18 protein-coding genes and 3 pseudogenes are annotated in these 17693 nt (G+C 62.9%); 18 read left to right on the forward strand and 3 right to left on the reverse strand.

Going from position 1 to position 17693, the window contains the following annotated elements:
* Positions 1 to 6 precede the first annotated feature (6 nt).
* The 16 genes and pseudogenes from H681_RS06345 (at position 7) to H681_RS06415 (ending at position 14348) form a co-directional block, all read left to right on the forward strand.
* On the forward strand, positions 7 to 1038 hold the full coding sequence (locus H681_RS06345) for a fatty acid desaturase family protein (RefSeq protein ID WP_015476016.1): 1032 nt from the start codon (positions 7 to 9) through the stop codon (positions 1036 to 1038).
* Positions 1019 to 1534, forward strand: a pseudogene (locus tag H681_RS26855) (tyrosine-type recombinase/integrase); the annotation flags it as partial. The gene H681_RS06345 and the pseudogene H681_RS26855, both read left to right, overlap by 20 nt.
* Positions 1531 to 1686, forward strand: coding sequence for a hypothetical protein (locus H681_RS25685; protein ID WP_015476018.1), 156 nt, complete (start codon positions 1531 to 1533; stop codon positions 1684 to 1686). The pseudogene H681_RS26855 and the gene H681_RS25685, both read left to right, overlap by 4 nt.
* A gap of 130 nt (positions 1687 to 1816) precedes the next feature.
* A pseudogene (locus H681_RS06355) lies at positions 1817 to 1963 on the forward strand (pirin family protein); the annotation flags it as partial.
* A 228-nt stretch (positions 1964 to 2191) separates the two neighbouring features.
* On the forward strand, positions 2192 to 4348 hold the full coding sequence (locus tag H681_RS06360; RefSeq protein ID WP_041711776.1) for an FUSC family protein: 2157 nt from the start codon (positions 2192 to 2194) through the stop codon (positions 4346 to 4348).
* A complete protein-coding gene (locus H681_RS06365) occupies positions 4338 to 4544 on the forward strand; it encodes a DUF1656 domain-containing protein (protein WP_015476021.1) in 207 nt (68 codons plus the stop codon). The genes H681_RS06360 and H681_RS06365 overlap by 11 nt, the downstream gene beginning before the upstream one ends.
* Before the next feature lies 1 nt (position 4545).
* A complete protein-coding gene (locus H681_RS06370) occupies positions 4546 to 5496 on the forward strand; it encodes an HlyD family efflux transporter periplasmic adaptor subunit (RefSeq protein ID WP_051070425.1) in 951 nt (316 codons plus the stop codon).
* Between the two features lie 484 nt (positions 5497 to 5980).
* Entirely contained in the window at positions 5981 to 6547 is a 567-nt protein-coding gene (locus H681_RS06375; protein WP_015476023.1) for an NADPH-dependent FMN reductase, read from the forward strand.
* Positions 6548 to 6555: 8 nt separating this feature from the next.
* Positions 6556 to 7017, forward strand: coding sequence for a DoxX family protein (locus H681_RS06380; protein ID WP_201765467.1), 462 nt, complete (start codon positions 6556 to 6558; stop codon positions 7015 to 7017).
* A gap of 158 nt (positions 7018 to 7175) precedes the next feature.
* Positions 7176 to 8294 (forward strand): NAD(P)-dependent alcohol dehydrogenase, encoded by a 1119-nt coding sequence (locus tag H681_RS06385; protein WP_041711778.1) that lies wholly within the window; start codon positions 7176 to 7178, stop codon positions 8292 to 8294.
* 30 nt (positions 8295 to 8324) lie between these two features.
* Entirely contained in the window at positions 8325 to 9413 is a 1089-nt protein-coding gene (locus tag H681_RS06390) for an MBL fold metallo-hydrolase (RefSeq protein WP_015476027.1), read from the forward strand.
* A gap of 85 nt (positions 9414 to 9498) precedes the next feature.
* Positions 9499 to 10968, forward strand: coding sequence for an aldehyde dehydrogenase family protein (locus H681_RS06395; protein WP_015476028.1), 1470 nt, complete (start codon positions 9499 to 9501; stop codon positions 10966 to 10968).
* 34 nt (positions 10969 to 11002) lie between these two features.
* Entirely contained in the window at positions 11003 to 11959 is a 957-nt protein-coding gene (locus tag H681_RS06400) for a quinone oxidoreductase family protein (RefSeq protein ID WP_015476029.1), read from the forward strand.
* A gap of 215 nt (positions 11960 to 12174) precedes the next feature.
* Positions 12175 to 12816, forward strand: a complete 642-nt coding sequence (locus tag H681_RS06405) for a hydrolase (protein WP_015476030.1) — start codon at positions 12175 to 12177, stop codon at positions 12814 to 12816.
* Between the two features lie 105 nt (positions 12817 to 12921).
* On the forward strand, positions 12922 to 13218 hold the full coding sequence (locus H681_RS06410; RefSeq protein ID WP_015476031.1) for a putative quinol monooxygenase: 297 nt from the start codon (positions 12922 to 12924) through the stop codon (positions 13216 to 13218).
* Between the two features lie 146 nt (positions 13219 to 13364).
* Positions 13365 to 14348, forward strand: coding sequence for a LysR family transcriptional regulator (locus H681_RS06415; protein ID WP_015476032.1), 984 nt, complete (start codon positions 13365 to 13367; stop codon positions 14346 to 14348).
* A 234-nt stretch (positions 14349 to 14582) separates the two neighbouring features.
* Here the strand turns inward: H681_RS06415 and H681_RS06420 are convergent.
* Positions 14583 to 15350 (reverse strand): annotated as a pseudogene (locus H681_RS06420) (IS5 family transposase); the annotation flags it as partial.
* A gap of 191 nt (positions 15351 to 15541) precedes the next feature.
* Between H681_RS06420 and H681_RS06425 the strand changes: the two are divergent.
* The gene (locus H681_RS06425) at positions 15542 to 16009 is read left to right on the forward strand and encodes a hypothetical protein (RefSeq protein WP_157883305.1); all 468 of its coding nucleotides are present in this window, start codon (positions 15542 to 15544) and stop codon (positions 16007 to 16009) included.
* Positions 15975 to 16265 (forward strand): hypothetical protein, encoded by a 291-nt coding sequence (locus H681_RS06430; protein WP_041711782.1) that lies wholly within the window; start codon positions 15975 to 15977, stop codon positions 16263 to 16265. The genes H681_RS06425 and H681_RS06430 overlap by 35 nt, the downstream gene beginning before the upstream one ends.
* On the opposite strand, the gene H681_RS06435 is transcribed toward H681_RS06430, so the two are convergent.
* The gene (locus H681_RS06435; RefSeq protein WP_015476035.1) at positions 16266 to 16571 is read right to left on the reverse strand and encodes a hypothetical protein; all 306 of its coding nucleotides are present in this window, start codon (positions 16569 to 16571) and stop codon (positions 16266 to 16268) included. It abuts the gene before it with no gap.
* A 36-nt stretch (positions 16572 to 16607) separates the two neighbouring features.
* Entirely contained in the window at positions 16608 to 17693 is a 1086-nt protein-coding gene (locus H681_RS06440; protein WP_015476036.1) for a DUF3396 domain-containing protein, read from the reverse strand.

The raw sequence follows: 17693 nt of genomic DNA on the forward strand, positions 1-17693 counted from the left end.
GTAGCCATGCATCAGGACTCAACCGTTAGCCAGGAAAGCCTCCCCGGCATCCGCCGCAAGGTCACCGAAATTTTCAGTCGCGACGAAATACGCATGCTGACCGAGCGCTCCGACCTGATGGGGTTCGCCGCCGTCGGTTTTACCTGGGGTGTCATTGCCCTGGCTTTCATCGTCATGGCCTGGGCCAGCACACAACCGCTGGCAGTCGCAATCCCGGTTTTCCTGATTGCGCTGGCGCTGCTGGCCGGCCGCCAACTGGCGCTGGCCATTCTCATGCATGACGCATCTCACGGGACGCTGTTCAAGACCCGCTTTCTGAATGAAGTCCTGGTCGACTGGATCTGCGCCAGGCCCATCTGGAATGACCTGAAGAAATACCGCACACACCATCTGGTACATCATGCAAAAACTGGCCAGGCAGAAGATACCGACCTCTCGCTGGTAGCTCCCTTCCCGACGACACGAGCTTCGCTGATACGCAAGCTTGTACGCGATATCAGCGGACTGACGGGCCTGAAGTTCTTTGCCGGGCGATTTCTCATGGATGCCGGATACCTGAAGTGGACAGTGGCCAACGACCTGACCAGGCTGCCCACCGAGGGACAAACGTTCGCCAGCCGCAGCCGACTGTTCCTGCGCAACGTGACGCCTACCGTCATCACCAATGCCGTGCTCTTCGGAGTGCTCTGGGCGACCGGATACCCCTGGCTGTACCTCGCCTGGATATTCGCTTACATGACCCCCTTTGCCGCCTTCGTGCGCATCCGCTCCATGGCCGAACACGCCTGCACGGAAGTCTCCGCCGACAGTTTCCTCAATACCCGAACTACTCGCGCCGGCCTGATCGCCAGGGCCACGGTAGCGCCCATCAATGTGAACTATCACATCGAGCACCACGTCATGGCGTCGGTGCCCTACTTTCGCTTGCCACTGATGCACCGGATGCTGCGCGAACGCAACGCGACTGGTGAGCCCCCAGGCTATCTGGAAGTACTGCGCATCGTGTCTTCGGGGGCCGGAGTTACTGACCGCGCGTGATGCTCGAACCGCCTTGCCGCATCCGGGGCTGACCGTCGCCAACGCCAAGTCGAAGCGTGTTCGCTCAGTGCCGATTTCGCAAGGATTGGCCAAGGAGATTCGCCAGCACTGGCAGACTCACGGCCCCTTCACCAACCGCCTTGGGGTGTTCCGCATCGTGCTGCTGTCCACCTCGATCAAGCTACCGAGAGGGCAGGCCAGCCACATGCTGCGGCAAACCTTCGCCAGTCACTTCATCATGAACGGCAGGCATATCGTGACGTTGCAGCACATCCTGGGGCATGCCTCGCTCTCGATGACGATGCGGTATGCGCATTTGTCTCATCGGGATCATCTGGCCGAGGCCGTGCTGCCAGGAGGGTGTAGACAAAATAAAACTGTCCGCCCCATTTCCCTGGACAGCCTTGAAGCCATGCCTCGAACCGGCCGCCTGCCCTCGATCGTCGCTGCCGGCCTGGCCCCCGACAACCTTGCCGTGAGGACCCGAGCAAGATGAACTTCGGCGGCGACGCGAAGAAGGCCTGGAAGGACATCTGGGGTTGCGGGCAGGGCATCGGGCCGATTACCCGGGTACAGAAGACGGCCGAGTACATCGCCCGGCTCAAGCGCGAATACGCGCAGGCCGAGGCCCGCCTGGCCGAGCTCTGAGGGTGCGGGCGGCGGGCCTCCAGCACGCTTCAGTGTTCATCAGATGGAACACTGAGGATCAACAGCTGGGGCTACCGGGCTTGTCGTTGCGGACCTACCGTTATTCCCGTTGTGTTTCGGGAGGTGCGCGATGAAGAAGGTGCTTGGCGTCTACACCAGCCACCGGCCCCACTGGATGGGAGACGGATTCCCGGTTCGTACATTGTTTTCCTACGACAGCCTGGGAAAGCACATTAGTCCTTTCCTGCTGCTCGACCTTGCCGGTCCCCAGGATTTCCAGAGTGGCCGCTTCGGCCAGATGGACCGGCCGAATCCCGGTCCACAGCGCAGCAGGGGAGCCAGGCCATGAGTAGCCATGCAGTTCAGTGCGAGCTGTCATCCCGCGCGCTGGGCAAGCCACCGCGAGGGCGAGGGCCATACCGCCCCGGGAGCGCCGACGGCGACTCCAGTACCGATGGGTACCACCCAATCGGTTATCCGGTGAGCCTGTCCTGAGGCGTTGAATGTGAAACCCTTGATCGCATATTTCAAGCTGGCCCTGCGGCCAGGCCCCGATATCCTGCTTTTTGCTCTGCGCACAGTCGCTGCCGGTCTGCTTTGTCTGTACCTGGCTTTCGTCTTCGACCTGGACCAACCCAAATGGGCGCTGATGACGGTGATCATCATCAGTCTTCCCCTGGCTGGCATGACCCTCAAGCGTAGCTTCGCCCAGGTACTGGGGACCGCGGGCGGTGCCTCGGCGGCGGTAGTGATCATGGCGCTGTTCCCGCAGCAGCCGGTGCTGTTCATCGTCGCCCTGGCGTCCTGGCTGGCCTTCTGTACCGCAGGTGGAACCCTGCTGCGCTACACCGATTCACATGCCTTCGTGCTCAGTGGGTTCACCGCCGTAGTCGTGGCGATGCTGTCCGTCCCCGAGCCGGATGGAACCTTGCTACTGGCGATCACCCGTTTGAGCGAAACCCTCCTGGCGGTGGCTTGCGTGGCAGTCGTCAGCCTGTTGACGGCACGCCCCCAGGCCGTTGCCAAGGGCTACTTCGCCAAGGTCGATGGCCTGGTCAGGCTGATTGCCCAGCACGCGGCCGCGACCATCAGGACGGAGGAGGCGCCGGAGGCGTTCCACCAGCGCCAGGCGCAGTTGGTCGCCGAGGTCAGTGCGCTTGAGGGCCTGCGCCGCCACCTGTATTTCGACGCACCGCATCTGCGTAACTCTGATGGCCTGGTGCGGTTGTTCGCCAACCAACTGGTCCTGCTGGTGTCGCGCTTGCTGGTGCTGCGGCAGCAGCGGGAATTGATCGCACGGCAATGGGAGGGGCCGCTGCCGGCCGATATCCAGTTGTTGCGCGAGAGGGAGCTACAGAGCCTGGATGAGGTGGCGCGCCGTGGCGTCGCCTTGCCGGCGAACGACCGTGCCGCGCTTGGCAGCTTGCGCCAGGGGTTCGACGAGGCTGCCGATCGCGCCGAGCACCTCGCCGAGCCGCTGCCCGCGCCGCTGCGTTCCCTGGCCTGGGCGCTACGTTGGGAGCAGGCCCGGTTCCTCCAGCAGTTGGAGGAGTTGCTCGAACTCGACGAGGCGATCCGCCACGGCCGGGCGGCCAGTAGCCCTAACAGCGCAGGGCAGGCGAACGCCTTGCACCTGGACTTCCGTCTGGCCGGTATGAACGCCTTGCGTGCGTTCCTCGCCCTGGTGGTCGCGGGCGCGATCTGGATTAGTAGCGCCTGGGACGGAGCTCGCTCGGGGGTGATCCTGGTCGGTGTCATGTGCTCGCTGATGGCGACCTTGCCGCGGCCATTGCTGGCCAGCCAGAACTATAACCGTGGCCTGCTGCTGGCCATCGGCCTGTCGGCCCTCTACCAGTTCGCCCTTCTGCCAGTGTTCGACGATTTCGAGATGCTCGCCCTGTGCCTGGTCCCCTTGCTCTACCTCGCCGCGGTCGGCCTGGCCAACCCGGCGACCGCCGGCATCGGCATGGGTATCGGCCTGATCAGTCTGTTGATGATCGGACCGCAGAACGTCGGGGCTTACCACAATAGCGCGGTGCAGTGGTTCGAGTTCGCGGGGGGCTACTTCACCGGTGGGATGCTCTCCATGCTGGTGTTCGCCCTGGTGTTCCCCTTCGACCCTCAGAAGCGCATCGCCTGGTTGTTCCGTCACGTGCGCGAGGATGTGTACCGGCAGGTGTCGGATGGCAACGGCCTGGCCCAGCAGTTCGAGTTCGAGAGCCGCATGCTCGATCGGCTGGCCACGATGGCCGGCTTGCTTGCGGCTACCGGCGACCCGGTGTCGAAGGAGCGCTTCGAGTGCAGCTTGAGCTGCGTGGTACTGGCCGCTGCCCTGGGCCAGATCAATGCCCAGTGCACTCGCGGCGCGGCTCTCACGCCAGGGGCCCGGACCCGCCTGCGCCAAGGGGTGCAGGACATGGTCGATTTCGTCGGTGGCCGTCGCCCGGTGGAACTGGACGGGCTGTTGGCGACCCTGGATCAACTGGGTCGCTCGCTGGATGAGCAGCACGGCACGTACCTGGCGTTCGGTCGCGGGGAGCTGCGACGGATGTTCATCCTGCGGGTGTCGCTTTCGATCGCGCTCATGTTGCTGCAGCGCTATCGCGCTGTGCTGGAGGTGCCGGTGTCACCGGCCGTGGAGGAGCAGGCCCATGCCCGCTGATTTCGAACTGGGCGGCATCTACCTGCCGCCCATCGCCCAGGCCTTCTTGCTGGCCCTGCCGTTGTTCCTGGTGCTGGATGCCTTGCTGCGACGCGCGGGGGTACTGGCATTCGCCTGGCATCCAGCGCTGTTCCAGGGCGCTCTGTATGCCGTGACCTGCGCTGTTCTGGTGCTGTTGATGGGAGCGATTAGCTGAAATGTCTTCGTTGAAACCTTTCCTGGCCGGGGCCCTGACCCTGGTGATGCTGGCGCTGGCCATCGTGCTGGGCGGTTTTGCCTGGGAGTATTACACCCGGGCGCCCTGGACCCGTGATGCCCGGGTGCGGGCCGATGTGGTGACGCTGTCCGCGGACGTCGGTGGGCGCATCGTCGAGTTGCCGATACGCGACAACCAGTTCGTCGGCAAGGGCGATCTGTTGCTGCGTATAGACCCGGCCAGCTATGAACTCGCCGTGCTGCACGCGCAGCGCGAGGTCGATGTCGCGCGTGCCACGCTTGGGTTGTCGCAGGCGGCCATCGTCGCCCAACAGGCGTTGCTGAAGCAACGACGCAGCGAGGAACAGCGCCGTCGGCAGCTCAAGTCGCGCTCGGCGATTTCCGCCGAAGAGTGGGAACAGTCCAGCACCGACGTGGCGGTGGCGGCGGCCAACCTGCTCAGGGAACAGTCCAATCTGGTACTGGCGCAGACCAACGTGCAGCTTGCCGACGCCGCTCTGAAGCAGGCTCGGCTCGACCTCGAGCGTACCCGGGTCCTGGCGCCGGTCAGTGGCTACGTGACCAACCTGCTGACCCGCCAGGGAGACTTCGCCCAGGCGGGGTCACCCTTGCTGGCCCTGGTGGACAGCGACTCCTTCCACGTCAGCGGCTATTTCGAGGAGACCAAGCTGCCGAAGATTCGCGTCGGCAGCCGAGCGCGGATTTCCCTGATGAGCGGGGAGGAGCTGCAGGGCACGGTGGAGAGCATCGCCTATGCCATTACCGACCAGGAGAACCTCCCGGGCAGCCGCCTGCTGGCCAACGTCAACCCGAACTACACCTGGGTGAAGCTGGCACAGCGGATTCCGGTGCGCCTGCGCCTGGACCCGCGCACGGCAGAGGCTCCGCCGTTGCGCGCGGGCACCACCGCCACCGTCACTATCCTCGAATGAGCCCGGACGATGCCCTCGATGTTGTGGCTGGCCAATGCCCATGTCTGGTCTGAGCGACCGCTGAGCCGCCGACGTGGCCTCCATTCCCTCGCGTCCACGCCGGGTCTCCGACGGCCTGGCCATCCTGCGCGAGGGTGTGCTGGCGGGTATGGGCTGGGGATGACGTCTCGGGACGGGGGAGGTAGTCGCCATCCTCTCCCGCCGTTCGGGGGCGTTGTCATGGTTCGGTCTGTCCGAACTCCGGGTTCGCGATTCCGGGCAGCACAACGCGCCCATGCTTGGCTAGCATCGCAGTGTGAACGGTCGTGCGGCCATTCGTCCCCGCGAATCGCGCGGCCGCTTCACGCATCCGCGTGGTGCCCAGCCTCGGAAATCGGTGAGAACCCTGGGGCCGTGGCTGCCGCCGGACCTCATGGGGCACGCGAGGCTGCGGATGGCGAGGGCGGTATCACTTCAACATCCCCCCATCGAGCGAGGAAGAACGATGACCCATATCGTTGGTGTGGCCGGTAGCTTGCGGCATGCCTCCTACAACCTGGGCCTGCTGCGCGCAGCGGCAATGCTGATGCCCGACGACGCAACCCTTGAAGTGAGGAGTATTGCCGGCATTCCGCTGTTCAATGCCGATGACGAGGCTGCTGCCGGCATTCCGTCGGCGGTCGCCGAACTGAAGCAGGCCCTCATGGCCGCCGATGGCGTGATCCTGGCGACGCCGGAATACAACAACGGCATTCCCGGCGTATTCAAGAATGCCATCGACTGGGCGTCGCGGCCCGTGGCCGATATCCCCCGGGTGTTCGGCGGCAGGCCGTTCGCCGTGGTAGGGGCCTCGCCGGGCGGTTTCGGGACGCTGCTTGCACAGGACGCCTGGCTCTCCGTGCTGCGCATGCTCGGCGCCGAGCCCTGGTTCGGCGGGCGTTTGGTGGTATCCCACGCCGGGCAACTCTTCGATGACGCCGGCAATCTGCTCGATGCGGAGCTGCGCGAGCGGCTGCAGGCCTATCTGTCCGGCTTCGTCGAGTTCGTCCGCTCCCACCCCGGACAGCGTTGATTCCCCCAATGAAATATCAGGAGAAGTATCCCATGCAGGAATTTGGACGAGAGGACCCCGTTTGGGTCGATAGGATTCTCGACTGGCGCTGGACCTGGCTGCTGGCACGGACGGCGATGGTCGTGATCTTTCTCGTGAGCGCCATTCTCAAGTCGCTCGACTTCCATGCTGCCGTGCTCGAACAGGAGGAAATGGGACTCCATCCCGGGGCCTTCTGGGCGGGGCTCACCATTGCCGTTCAGGGCATAGGTTCCCTGTTGGTCATTTCAGGTCGCTTCGTCTGGCTCGGTGCAGGCGCCCTGGGCGTCTTCACCGCCATCGCCGCCGTCATGGCGCATGGTTTCTGGACCCTGGAGGGGCAGGAGCGTTTCGTCGCGATGAACGTGTTCCTCGAACACATGGGCCTGATCGGCGGCCTGGTGATGACCGCGCTCGTCGCCGAGCATGCCAAGCGCGAAGGCCGTCCCTGATTCCTGCGCATTCTCGTCGCGGGGGCACGATGAATGTTCTGTCCTGGTGAAACCTGTGTTCGTGATTGCCGGGACTAGCCGGACAGAGAGTGCCGTTAGGATTTTCACGATGCGAACCCTCCTCGAGACCTATCGATTCGTTGAATAGAGGACCTGTCATGCGAGTGCGTGCAGCCGTTATCGAAGAGAAAGCCGGTCCATTCGTTTTTCGCGATCTTGAGTTGGACGAGCCCCGTCCGAACGAAGTGCTCGTCAGGATCTGTGCTGTCGGCATCTGCCAGACCGATATCCATGTCCGCAACCAGGACTATCCCGTTCCCCTGCCAGTGGTGCTCGGTCACGAGGGGGCGGGGATCGTCGAGAAGGTCGGCGCGGGGGTCAAGGGCATCGAGGTCGGTGACCATGTGGTGCTTTCCTATCCTTCCTGCGAGGAGTGCCGATACTGCCGCAGCGGTCACAACGCCTACTGCGAGCACGCTTTCGAGATCTGCTTCGGCGGTTCCCGCCTGGATGGTAGCAACGCCCTCGGATGGCCCGAAGGCGAGGCACATGAAGCGGCGATGCACGGACATTTCTTCGGGCAGTCGTCCTTCGCCACCCATGCCGTCGTCGATCAAAGCAGTGTGGTAAAGGTGCCGGACGACCTGCCGCTCGAGCTTCTCGCGCCGCTGGGATGCGGCTTCCAGACCGGCGCCGGGGCGATCCTCAACTCGCTCGAGGTCCGGCCCGGCTCCCATGTTGCCGTCTTCGGAACCGGCGCGGTCGGCCTTGCCGCCATCATGGCGGCGAAGGTCGCCGGGGCCGCCTCGATCATTGCGGTCGACATCAATGCGTCGCGGCTCGCGGTCGCCCGTGAGCTGGGAGCGACGCACACGATCAACGGCCGCGACGGCAACACCGCCGAGCAGATCAGGGGCATCACGGGCATTGGCGCGGACTACGTCCTGGAGATCACCGCGCGACCGGAGATGCTCAAGCTCGCCGTCGATGTCCTCGCCCCCCTGGGCACGGCGGCGCTGATCGGTGGCGCCCCCGCGGGCGCCGAGGCGCCGGTCGACATGAACGTCCTGCTCAACGGGCGGATGGCCCGCGGCATCATCCAGGGCGACGCCGTGCCCCAGGTCTTCATACCCCGGCTGATCGAGCTTTACCGCGCCGGCCAGTTCCCGATCGACCGACTCGTCCGGTTCTTCGACTTCGAGCAGATCAACGACGCGGTCGAACAAGCTCGCAAAGGCGATGCCATCAAGGCGGTACTGCGCGTCGCCGCCTCCTGACGTTCCAGGCCCAACCCCGGAGAAAACCCCATGTGTTCTGATCCGAACTGTTCCCACGGCAAGTCCCTGCCGTCGTGGTTTGTCGATGATCTCGGCCCGCTTGGTGTTCCCTATGACAAGAAGGAGGACTTCCTGATACCTCCCGAATCGTCCCATGGCTCGCTCTTCCTGCCCGGTCGCCTGGAGAAGGGCTACCACGTCGCCGAGCTCAAGGATGGAGTCTACTGGGTGACCTCGGGCTGGTACGACTGCCTGTTCATTCGGACCGGCTCAGGCGTGATCGTCGTCGATGCGCCGCCGGCACTGGGCGAGAACCTGCTTGAGGCGATCGAAAGCGTCACCGACGAACCGGTCACCCACGTGATCTACAGCCATTGGCACGCCGATCACATCGGCGCGGCCTCGATCTTCGGGCCCAAGGTCAAGCGCGTCGGGCATGAAAAGACGCGTGAGCTCCTGGAGCGCTTCCCCGATCCAGACCGTCCGCCGCCCATGGAGACGTTCTCCCGCGAGACGACGCTCGATGTGAACGGTGTCAAGGTCGAGCTCTCCTACAAAGGGCAGAACCATTGCGAGGGCAATATCTTCATCTACGTCCCCGGGCCCAAGGTGCTCGCGGCCATCGATGTCGCAAGCCCGGGCTGGGTCACCTTCAGGGATTGCGACTCCTCCGAGAGCCTCTGCGGGTACGCCGATGCCTTCGACAAGATTCTCGAGTACGACTTCGACTACCTGATCTCCGGACATGTCTCCAAGACCGGTGGGCGCGAGGATGTCATCGAGGGCCGCGAGTACATGCACGATCTGATGGGCTCGGCACGCGAGGCACTCGAAACCATACCGATCAGCTACTTCCTGAAGGACATCGAAGGGACGTCCTATCGCGCGGCCTTCCGCTGGGCGGAGCAGGCCTACTTCAACGCGCTCACCAACTACGTCACCAAACAGGTGCTGACGAAGAAGACCTCCAATGGCAAGACCTGGGCGCAGCGCCTGAACGGCGCGGATGTCATGACCAAGAACAATGCCTATTTCTGCATCGAGAAGACTCGGCTGGAGATGAACCACAACGGCTACGTCAAACGTGGCAACGTGCATCCGCCCAAGTTCTTCGGCTGAGCACCCTGGAACCGGTTGCCCGACCGGTTCCCCCCAACCACGAGTGCGATCACTGCCCCTCGATCGCCGCTGGACAGGAGGCCCCATGGCCGAGCAGAAGCAGGAAACCAAGGTTGCGCTGAACTGGATCGATGGTCAGTGGTGCGATGGTGAACGTCACGGCGACAGCATCAATCCGGCCACGGGCGAGATCATCGGCCGCTACGCCCAGGCCGGCGTCGCCGAAGCGCAGCGCGCCATCGCCGCGGCCAGGCGTGCCTTCCGCGAGGAGAACTGGAAGCAGGATCGCCTGCTACGGGCCCGTGTCCTCAACCGCATGGCCGATCGTTTCGAAGCCAGCGGCGAGGCACTGGCGCGACTCATCACCACCGAGAATGGCAAGACCCTCGAGCAGGCCCGTTTCGAGATCGGTATCGTGCCACTCACCTTGCGCTTCAACGCCGCTCTTGCGCTGACCGACCATGGACACGCTGCCCAGGTCGAGCCGGGCCAGTTGTCCATGGTCCTGCGTGAGCCGGTGGGTGTCGCCGGCATTATCGCCCCCTGGAACTCACCGGGTGCGCTGATGGTCCGCTCGCTGGCACCCGCCCTCGCGGCCGGCGCCACGGCGGTGATCAGCCTGCCGCGCCAGACCGCTCAGGTGAATGCCTTGATGGCCGGGATCATCGCCGGCACCGAGGGCCTTCCGCGTGGCGTGGTGAATCTCTTCACCGGCGGACACGAGGCCGGCAACGTCCTCGTCGAATCCCCGGATGTTCCCAGCATCAGCTTCACCGGCAGCACCAGGACGGGCCGTGCGATCTCCGCCACCGCCTCGGCCAATCTCAAACGGCTCGGCCTTGAACTCGGTGGCAAGACGCCCGTCATTCTCTTCGACGACGCCGATCTCAATGCGGCCCTGCCCAAGGTCGTCGAGGCGTTGACCGTCTTCTCCGGACAGTTCTGCATGACCGGCAGCCGCCTGCTCGTACAGCGCGGCATCGCCGAGAGGGTGCGCGACGAGCTTTCCCGGCGCCTCGAGGCCGTCAAGGTCGGGCCGGGACTGGAGCCCGGCGTGGAGATGGGGCCGCTCATCGACAGGTCCAATGTCGAGCGCGTCAACGGCATGGTGACGGACGCCATCGCTGCCGGCGCGAAGGTGCTCGTGCGTGGCGGGCCGGTGAGCGAGGGCGACCTCGCCAGGGGCGCGTTCTATCGGCCGACGCTCCTGGAGGTGACGGACTCCTCGCTCGACATAGTCCAGAAGGAAGTGTTCGGCCCCGTGCTAACCCTGCAGTTGTTCGACACCGAGCAACAGGCAGTCGTGCTCGCCAACGACAGTGAGTACGGCCTTGCCGCCAGCATCTGGTCGCGTGACATCGACCGGCCGCTGCGGGTAGCTCGGGAAATCGAGGCGGGCACCATCTGGGTGAACGACTGGGCCGTGCTGTACGACCAGTTCGAGGAAGGTGGCTTCAAGCAGAGCGGGCAAGGGCGCATGCGCGGCTATGCGGTGATCGACGATTTCGTCGAGTTCAAGCACATCGCGCTCCGCCCGGGTGTCGTCGAGACCTGAGCAACATCCATTCCCCACCTGGGAGGTTCTGGTCATGAAAGCCCTGCGGTTCGAGACATACGGTCCGCCTTCGGTGCTGGGCATCGCCCAAGTCCCGCGTCCGCAACTGCGCCCCGGCGAAGTCCTGGTTGAAGTCAGGGCGTCGGCCATCAACCCGAGCGACGTGAAGAATATCGCCGGGGCTTTCCAGACTCCGCTGCCGCGCGTGCCCGGCCGCGACTTCGCCGGCGTGGTGGTCGAGGGCGGCGGTGCACAATGGAACGGCAAGGCGGTTTGGGGCAGCGGCGCCGGCTTCGGGGTTAACCGCGATGGCAGCCATGCCGAGTATCTGGCGATCCCGCTCCGCTGGCTCTCCGAGAAGCCCCATCAGTTGTCGATGGAGGAGGCCGCCTGCGTCGGCATTCCCTATATCGTCTCGTGGATGGCACTGGTTGACGCGGCAAGGCTGCAGGCGAGCGAAACCGTGCTGATCATCGGTGCCGCGGGGGCCGTCGGCCAGGCCGCGACGCAGATTGCCCGCTGGCGGGGCGCGACGGTGATCGGAGCGGTGCGTAGCGACACGGTGTCCGATACCGACCTGCGGATCGATACCCGAACCCATGACCTTACCGATGAAGTCCGGCGTCTTACGGCAAGCAAAGGCGTGGATGTGGTACTCGATACTGTTGGCGGGCCGATGTTCGAGCCCGCCCTCAAGTCGCTCGGGTGTGGCGGGCGTCAGGTCGCCATCGCGAGCGCCGGCAACCCACGCGTCGAGTTCAACCTCGTCGACTTCTACCATGGGTTAAAGCGGCTCATCGGTATCGACTCGATGAAGCTGGGCGGCGAGGAAGTAGCGAACATTCTGGACAAGCTCCGGGACGGTTTTGCACAGGGCCAGCTCAATCCGCCGGCCTTCGATTCATGGGCGCTGGACAGGGGCGTGGAGGCTTTCGAGGCAGTCGTCAGTGGTGGCCGGCGAGCGAAGCAGGTGCTGCTGCCCAACGACTAGAGAACGGTACCACCCCGATACCTCCCTGGAGCGGGCTCTTCGACCCTGTATTCCGCTGGTGAGTTCAGGCTCATTGTTCTGCTGGGCAGAACGCGGGGTTCGCGGCAAGCGCTCTTATCGTAGCCGGAGAGTTTCACTACTTTTTCTGGACCACCTCCGAAGACGTTCGGGGTGAGAAACAGGTTGCCGTTCCCACTCATTGGAAGGACATACTCATGGCAAGCGAACCAATCCGCGATCAGGTCAAGGACCAACTCCTGACTCCCAAGAATTCCGCTTTCATCATCATCGACTACCAGCCCGTTCAGGTGAACTCGATCGCCTCCATGGATCGCCAGCTGCTCCTGAACAATATCGTCGGTTGTGCCAAGGCCGCCGTTGCCTATGGTCTGCCGATCGTGCATTCCACCGTCAATGTGCAGACTGGCCTGAACAAGCCACCGGTGCCGCAGATTCAGAAAGCGCTGAAGGGCGTCCCCACTGTTGATCGCACCAGCATCAACTCCTGGGAGGACGTCGAGTTCCGCCAGGCCGTCGAAGCCACCGGTCGTAAGAAACTGATCATGACCGCGCTCTGGACTGAAGCTTGCCTGACCTTTCCTGCGCTCGATGCGCTGGCCGCGGGCTACGAGGTCTACGTGCCCGTCGATGCGGTCGGCGGTACCTCCGTCGCTGCGCATGACGCTGCGTTGCGCCGTATCGAACAGGCCGGCGGCAAGATGATCAGCGTCGCGCAACTGTTCTGCGAGCTTCAGCGTGACTGGAAACGCAGCGAGACGGTGCCGGCCTTCGTCGACCTGTTCATCGAGACCGGCGGTACCGCCGGCTTGCAGTTCTCCTACGATCGTAGCGAGTGATCGTCGTCCGGCCGGCGCCGCCATGTGGCAATACGAAAGCGCCGGCCGGATCGAGCACGCCCATTTTCTTCGTCGCCACGGCCTGGCTGGATACTGGGAGCCATCATGTCGGATCTGCACATCGTCGTTGGCCTGCGGGCCAAGAAGGGCAAGGAGCGGGAACTGGAAAAGGACCTCATCGCGCTGGTCGAACCTACTCGCAAGGAGGAGGGCAACCTACGCTATGAACTGTTCGTGAATGACGAGGATCCCGGGTATTTCGTTTTTGTCGAACAGTGGACGTCGGCCGACGCCCAACTGAGGCATCACAACCACGGCCCGCACATCCAGCATTTCAATGCACATGGGGCGACCAACGTCGAGAGCATCACTTTCCTGCATCGGTTGACCCGCATCGCCTGAACCTCCTGCAGGTTGGCCCGTGCGGATGTGCGCGGGGAGCTGCGGGAGTGAGGATTGTCCAGTTCAGGCTGGAGAGCGGTTTGCATCTGCCAGAATTGAATGAGGAGGCCGGCATGATCGGAGGCCAGGTTCGTCATGGGTGAACAATGAAGTGGCGTTTTGAAGACATACTCACGTTCATCCGGGTGATGGAGTCCGGCAGCATTACCGCCGCCGCCGACCGGATGAATCTCTCCAAGTCAGTGATCAGCAAACGTATCAGCGACCTGGAGTCGGCATTGGGCGTGGAGCTGTTCCAGCGCTCCACGCGTCAGCTCAAACCGACCGAGAGTGGGGATGCTTTCTACGAGCGCATGGTACCGCTGATCCATGAGATCAACCTGACTGCGGAGAGCCTGTCGGCCAAACGCGAGAGCTCCTTGCGGGGACAACTGCGCATCACCACGCCCATGTCGTTCGGCGACATGTATCTGGGGCCGGTCATTGCCGAGTTTGCCCGACGTCATCCCAACCTGGAGCTCGCCGTCGACTACGAAGACCGCTCGGTCGATCTCGTCCAGGGGGGCTACGATGTCGGCATTCGAATCAGTCATCTGCGCGATTCCAGCCTGCGCGCCCGAACGCTCTGCGAGTGCCCGAGGGTGGTGGTTTGCAGCCCTTCGTACATTGAATCCAACGGTCAGCCTCGAACCGTCGCCGAGCTCGCCGACCACCAGTGCATCGACTATGCCTATGTCCACGCCAACAGGCTCTGGCAATTCGAGTCTCAAGCCGGGGGAGGCTCGCCAATCAGCGTCTCGACCCGTAGTCGGATCGTCATCAACAACGGTGGTGCGCTGAGAGATATGGCGATCGCCGGGCTCGGGATCGCGTCGTTACCCATTTTCCTGGCCGCCGAGGGGTTGCGCAAAGGCCTTCTCGTTCCAGTTCTTACGGGGTATCGGCAACCGCCGTACACGATCTCTGCCATCTATCCGCCGACCCACCATGTGTCGACGAAAGTGCGGACTTTCATCGACTATCTTGTAGAACTTTTCGTTCCCCCTCTGCCCTGGGACGAGACTCTGGATGGCGCTCAAGGAGCTGTGCCGAATCGGTTCCGCCAGCTCCAGCTGCCCGATAGCGACTGACCGCCTCAAGTCAAGTCGGGCAAGGAGCGCCGGAGTGCCATGACAGGCACCTCCGGCACTCGAGCAGGGGAAGTTCGTCGGCCCTCAGGGAGGGTCTGAAATAGCCCGGTATTTTCGGCTAGCTTCGGTGTCTGCCAATTTTTGAAGGTGGCCGATCGTTCCAAAACAGGGCAAATCGCCCGAGCGCTCCCGGTTTCTTGACCGCCGAGCGACTCTCGGCGGCCGTTTCTCGCACTACAGGCGCACCGCTCCTGCGCTGGCCGGCAAATGTCGGCGGGCCATCCACAGATTCGACAGGGCGAACAGCGTCACCATCTGTGCGGCATTCTTGGCCAATCCGCGAAAGCGCACCTTGGTGTAGCCGAACTGCCGCTTGATCACGCGGAACGGGTGCTCGACCTTCGCCCGTACCTGAGTCTTGGCTTTCTCGATTTTACGGATCGTCTTGTACAAGACACTGCACTTGCCATGCTTCTTGTAGGTGCTGCGCCGAGCCGCGATCTGCCAGATGACTGGGCGCCCTTCATGTTCAGGGCGCTTTTCGACCCCGATACAGCCGGCATCGGCACACACCACGTTCTCCTCGCCGTGCAGCAACTTGTCGACCTGAGTGACGTCCGCAACATTCGCCGCCATGACCACCACGCTGTGCACCAGGCCCGATTCATCGTCGGCACCAATGTGCGCTTTCGCGCCGAAGTAATATTGGTTGCCCTTCCGGGTTGGGTGCATCTCCGGGTCGCGTTTGCCGTCCTGATTCTTGGTCGAGCTGGGCGCATGGATCGGCGTCGCATCGACGATAGCGCCCTGGCGCAGTGACAGGCCCCGGTCACCCGGATAGCCATTGATCACCGCCAGAATCCCCGCCGCCAACTCGTGTTTCTCCAGCAAATGGCGGAAGTCGAGGAGGGTGGTTTCGTCGCGGATGCGTTCCAGCTTCAGGCCGGCGAACTGGCGTAGGATGGTCGTCTCATAGAGTGCTTCCTCCATTGCCGGATCGCTGTCACTGTAATGCTGGTGATTGGGTGGCCGATGCTCGGACAGGATGCTGATCCCTGGCGTAGTCTGCCTGGAGTGACTGCTGACACGCAGGTGGTTGTGGTAGACCTCCACTACTTGCTCGGTGGCCCGCACATCTACTTGTTGTTGCACGAGCCGGCTCGGTATGGGCCATTCGGCTGCACGTGCATGACGTGGCCGTAACACAAGCACTGGCGTTGCGCCTGATCCGGCAATACCTCATGCCGCTGCTCGATCCAGATCACTGGCACCTGCTGCACAAGGAGCGCAGGGCAACCTGGAATGGCATCTGGATGATTTGCGCGGAGCTGGGCTTCCTCATGGGGAAGTCGAACGATCCGCTGCTGACTGAGCTGCGCATCGCCGTCGAGGTGATTCACTCGCACACCACCCTGCCGCCGCGGACATTCACATTCCCTACTGTCGTCGAGGTCACTTACTTCATCAGCCTGTGCAACCAGTTGCGGATGCCGGTACAGAGCCAGGTTCGTTTGGACAGCGGGCTACAAGTTGATCCGTTCAACTTCTGCACGCTGTGCTGGAGGCATCCTCTGCCAGGGCGGAAGTTATGCGTGGAACATTCTCCCAGCTCTCCGCGGCGGGCGAATGCAGACGGACAGCGCGCTGCCGCTGCTCGGTGAGGGGCAGCTAATGCTGAACGATGAGAATGCGGTTGAGGCACTGCTGGGCCTGCTGCATAACCCGGAAGGCCTATCGCCCAAGGCGCAGCAGTTCTATCGACAGATCAACCAGCAGTTGTGCACCTATCCCATTCTTATCTGGCCGATGCTGATTCGCGCGGAAGGCTGGTTGCAGAGCCGAAAGAAAATGCGGGAAAAATGGGGCGGGAAACGTCCTGGGGCCGGGCGGCCTCCAGGACGGGCAAAGGATGAGTAACTACTTGGCCATATACTGGTCAACCAACGGGCGCAGCTCACGATTGTGCTTGCCGTAGGTCCGCAACGCTTGCTGGTAGACCGTCACATCAGCGCCTGGCAGGGCATATTCAACGTCGAAGACCTCCTGCTGCAAGGCTTCCCAAGAGGCGATCAATTCCGCATCCGGCAGGGGGCGCTGGCTCTCGGCATGAATCAGGTAGGTCAGCGTGGCGAACAAGAAGTGGAGTGTATCCTCAACGCCCTCCAGCAGCTCCAGGCATTGGCGCTGGTTCATCCTCTGGGTTTCGGCACCCGGCAGCAGCATGTTGATCTCCCTGTTTACGGCGTTGTGACGGCCGTTCTACAGGCGCCCCGGCAGGGTATTCGTGGCATCCAGATACGGTTCGTTGCTGAGCAGTTTGGCACGCCAGGCAGGGATATCGCTCTCATCCACATCCAAGCGCTTGAGCCACTGATCGGCCGACCAGCCGACCAGCCGCAATTCGCCGTCATGCGAGCCGCCGTGCAGCGAACCTACGGTTTCGTAGCGGATGCCTTTGAGCACGTGGTTCAGCAACACATAAGCAGCCGGTTTCGGGTCTTCGCCATCCCCCCCTGACGGGTAAGCCCCGGCCTGTATCACCACACCGGCGCCGTAGTCGTAGAAGGCGAAATGACTGGACGGCAGCTGTGCACGCAGTGCCTCCATGCCACCAGCCAGTTCCAGACGTGCGTGATCGAGTAGGGTCAGCCAACTGACGGTCTTGATCTTGGTCGGTTTGAACTCAGGAATATTGGCCAACAGACCGGCTGTTCCTACATCCAATCCCGGCATCCGTGCGGCCATAAAGGTTTCGGTGGGCTCGTTGTTGTCTCGGCTGGTAGGCGAAAGGTTGTAAGCGTGCCCGGCATAGCCTTGCTCCGGAGCCAGTCGACGTGCGACGTCAAGGAATAGGCGTAGGAAATTCAGCGGGTTCTGCTCCTGGTACAGCAGCGGCACAGAGAACTCCAGCACGCTTAGATCGCGCCCAATCCTCGCTTCCCATGCAGATTGGCCAAAAATTTCAAAGTGCCAATCAGGAGCATCAATCGACTGCTTGCCACTGCTGTAGTAGAAGCTCAGTGGATAATCCTCATCCATGCTGAACAACATTTCACGCAATGGCTTTGCGTCACTGTATGCAGTCAGCGGCTTACCCTCTGGCGGCTCTTCGCGCCAAAGCCAGGTGAGGTGCGGCTCGGCCTGACGCTTGAACTCATCGAAGCACTGGCATAATGCTTCGCGCACCAGAGGGGTATGGGCTTCCTTGAAATAGAGCGTGCCCCGCAGGCAGAGCACGGCGCCGATATAGTCCTCGGGGCCGCCTTTCATCAGCAGGTTGCCGGGCATCTCCAGCAGATGGGGGTGTTTGGCCAGCTCTTCGGCCAGGTTGAATTTCGGTTCCAT

The sequence above is a fragment of the Pseudomonas sp. ATCC 13867 genome (genome assembly GCF_000349845.1).
Lineage (GTDB): Bacteria > Pseudomonadota > Gammaproteobacteria > Pseudomonadales > Pseudomonadaceae > Pseudomonas.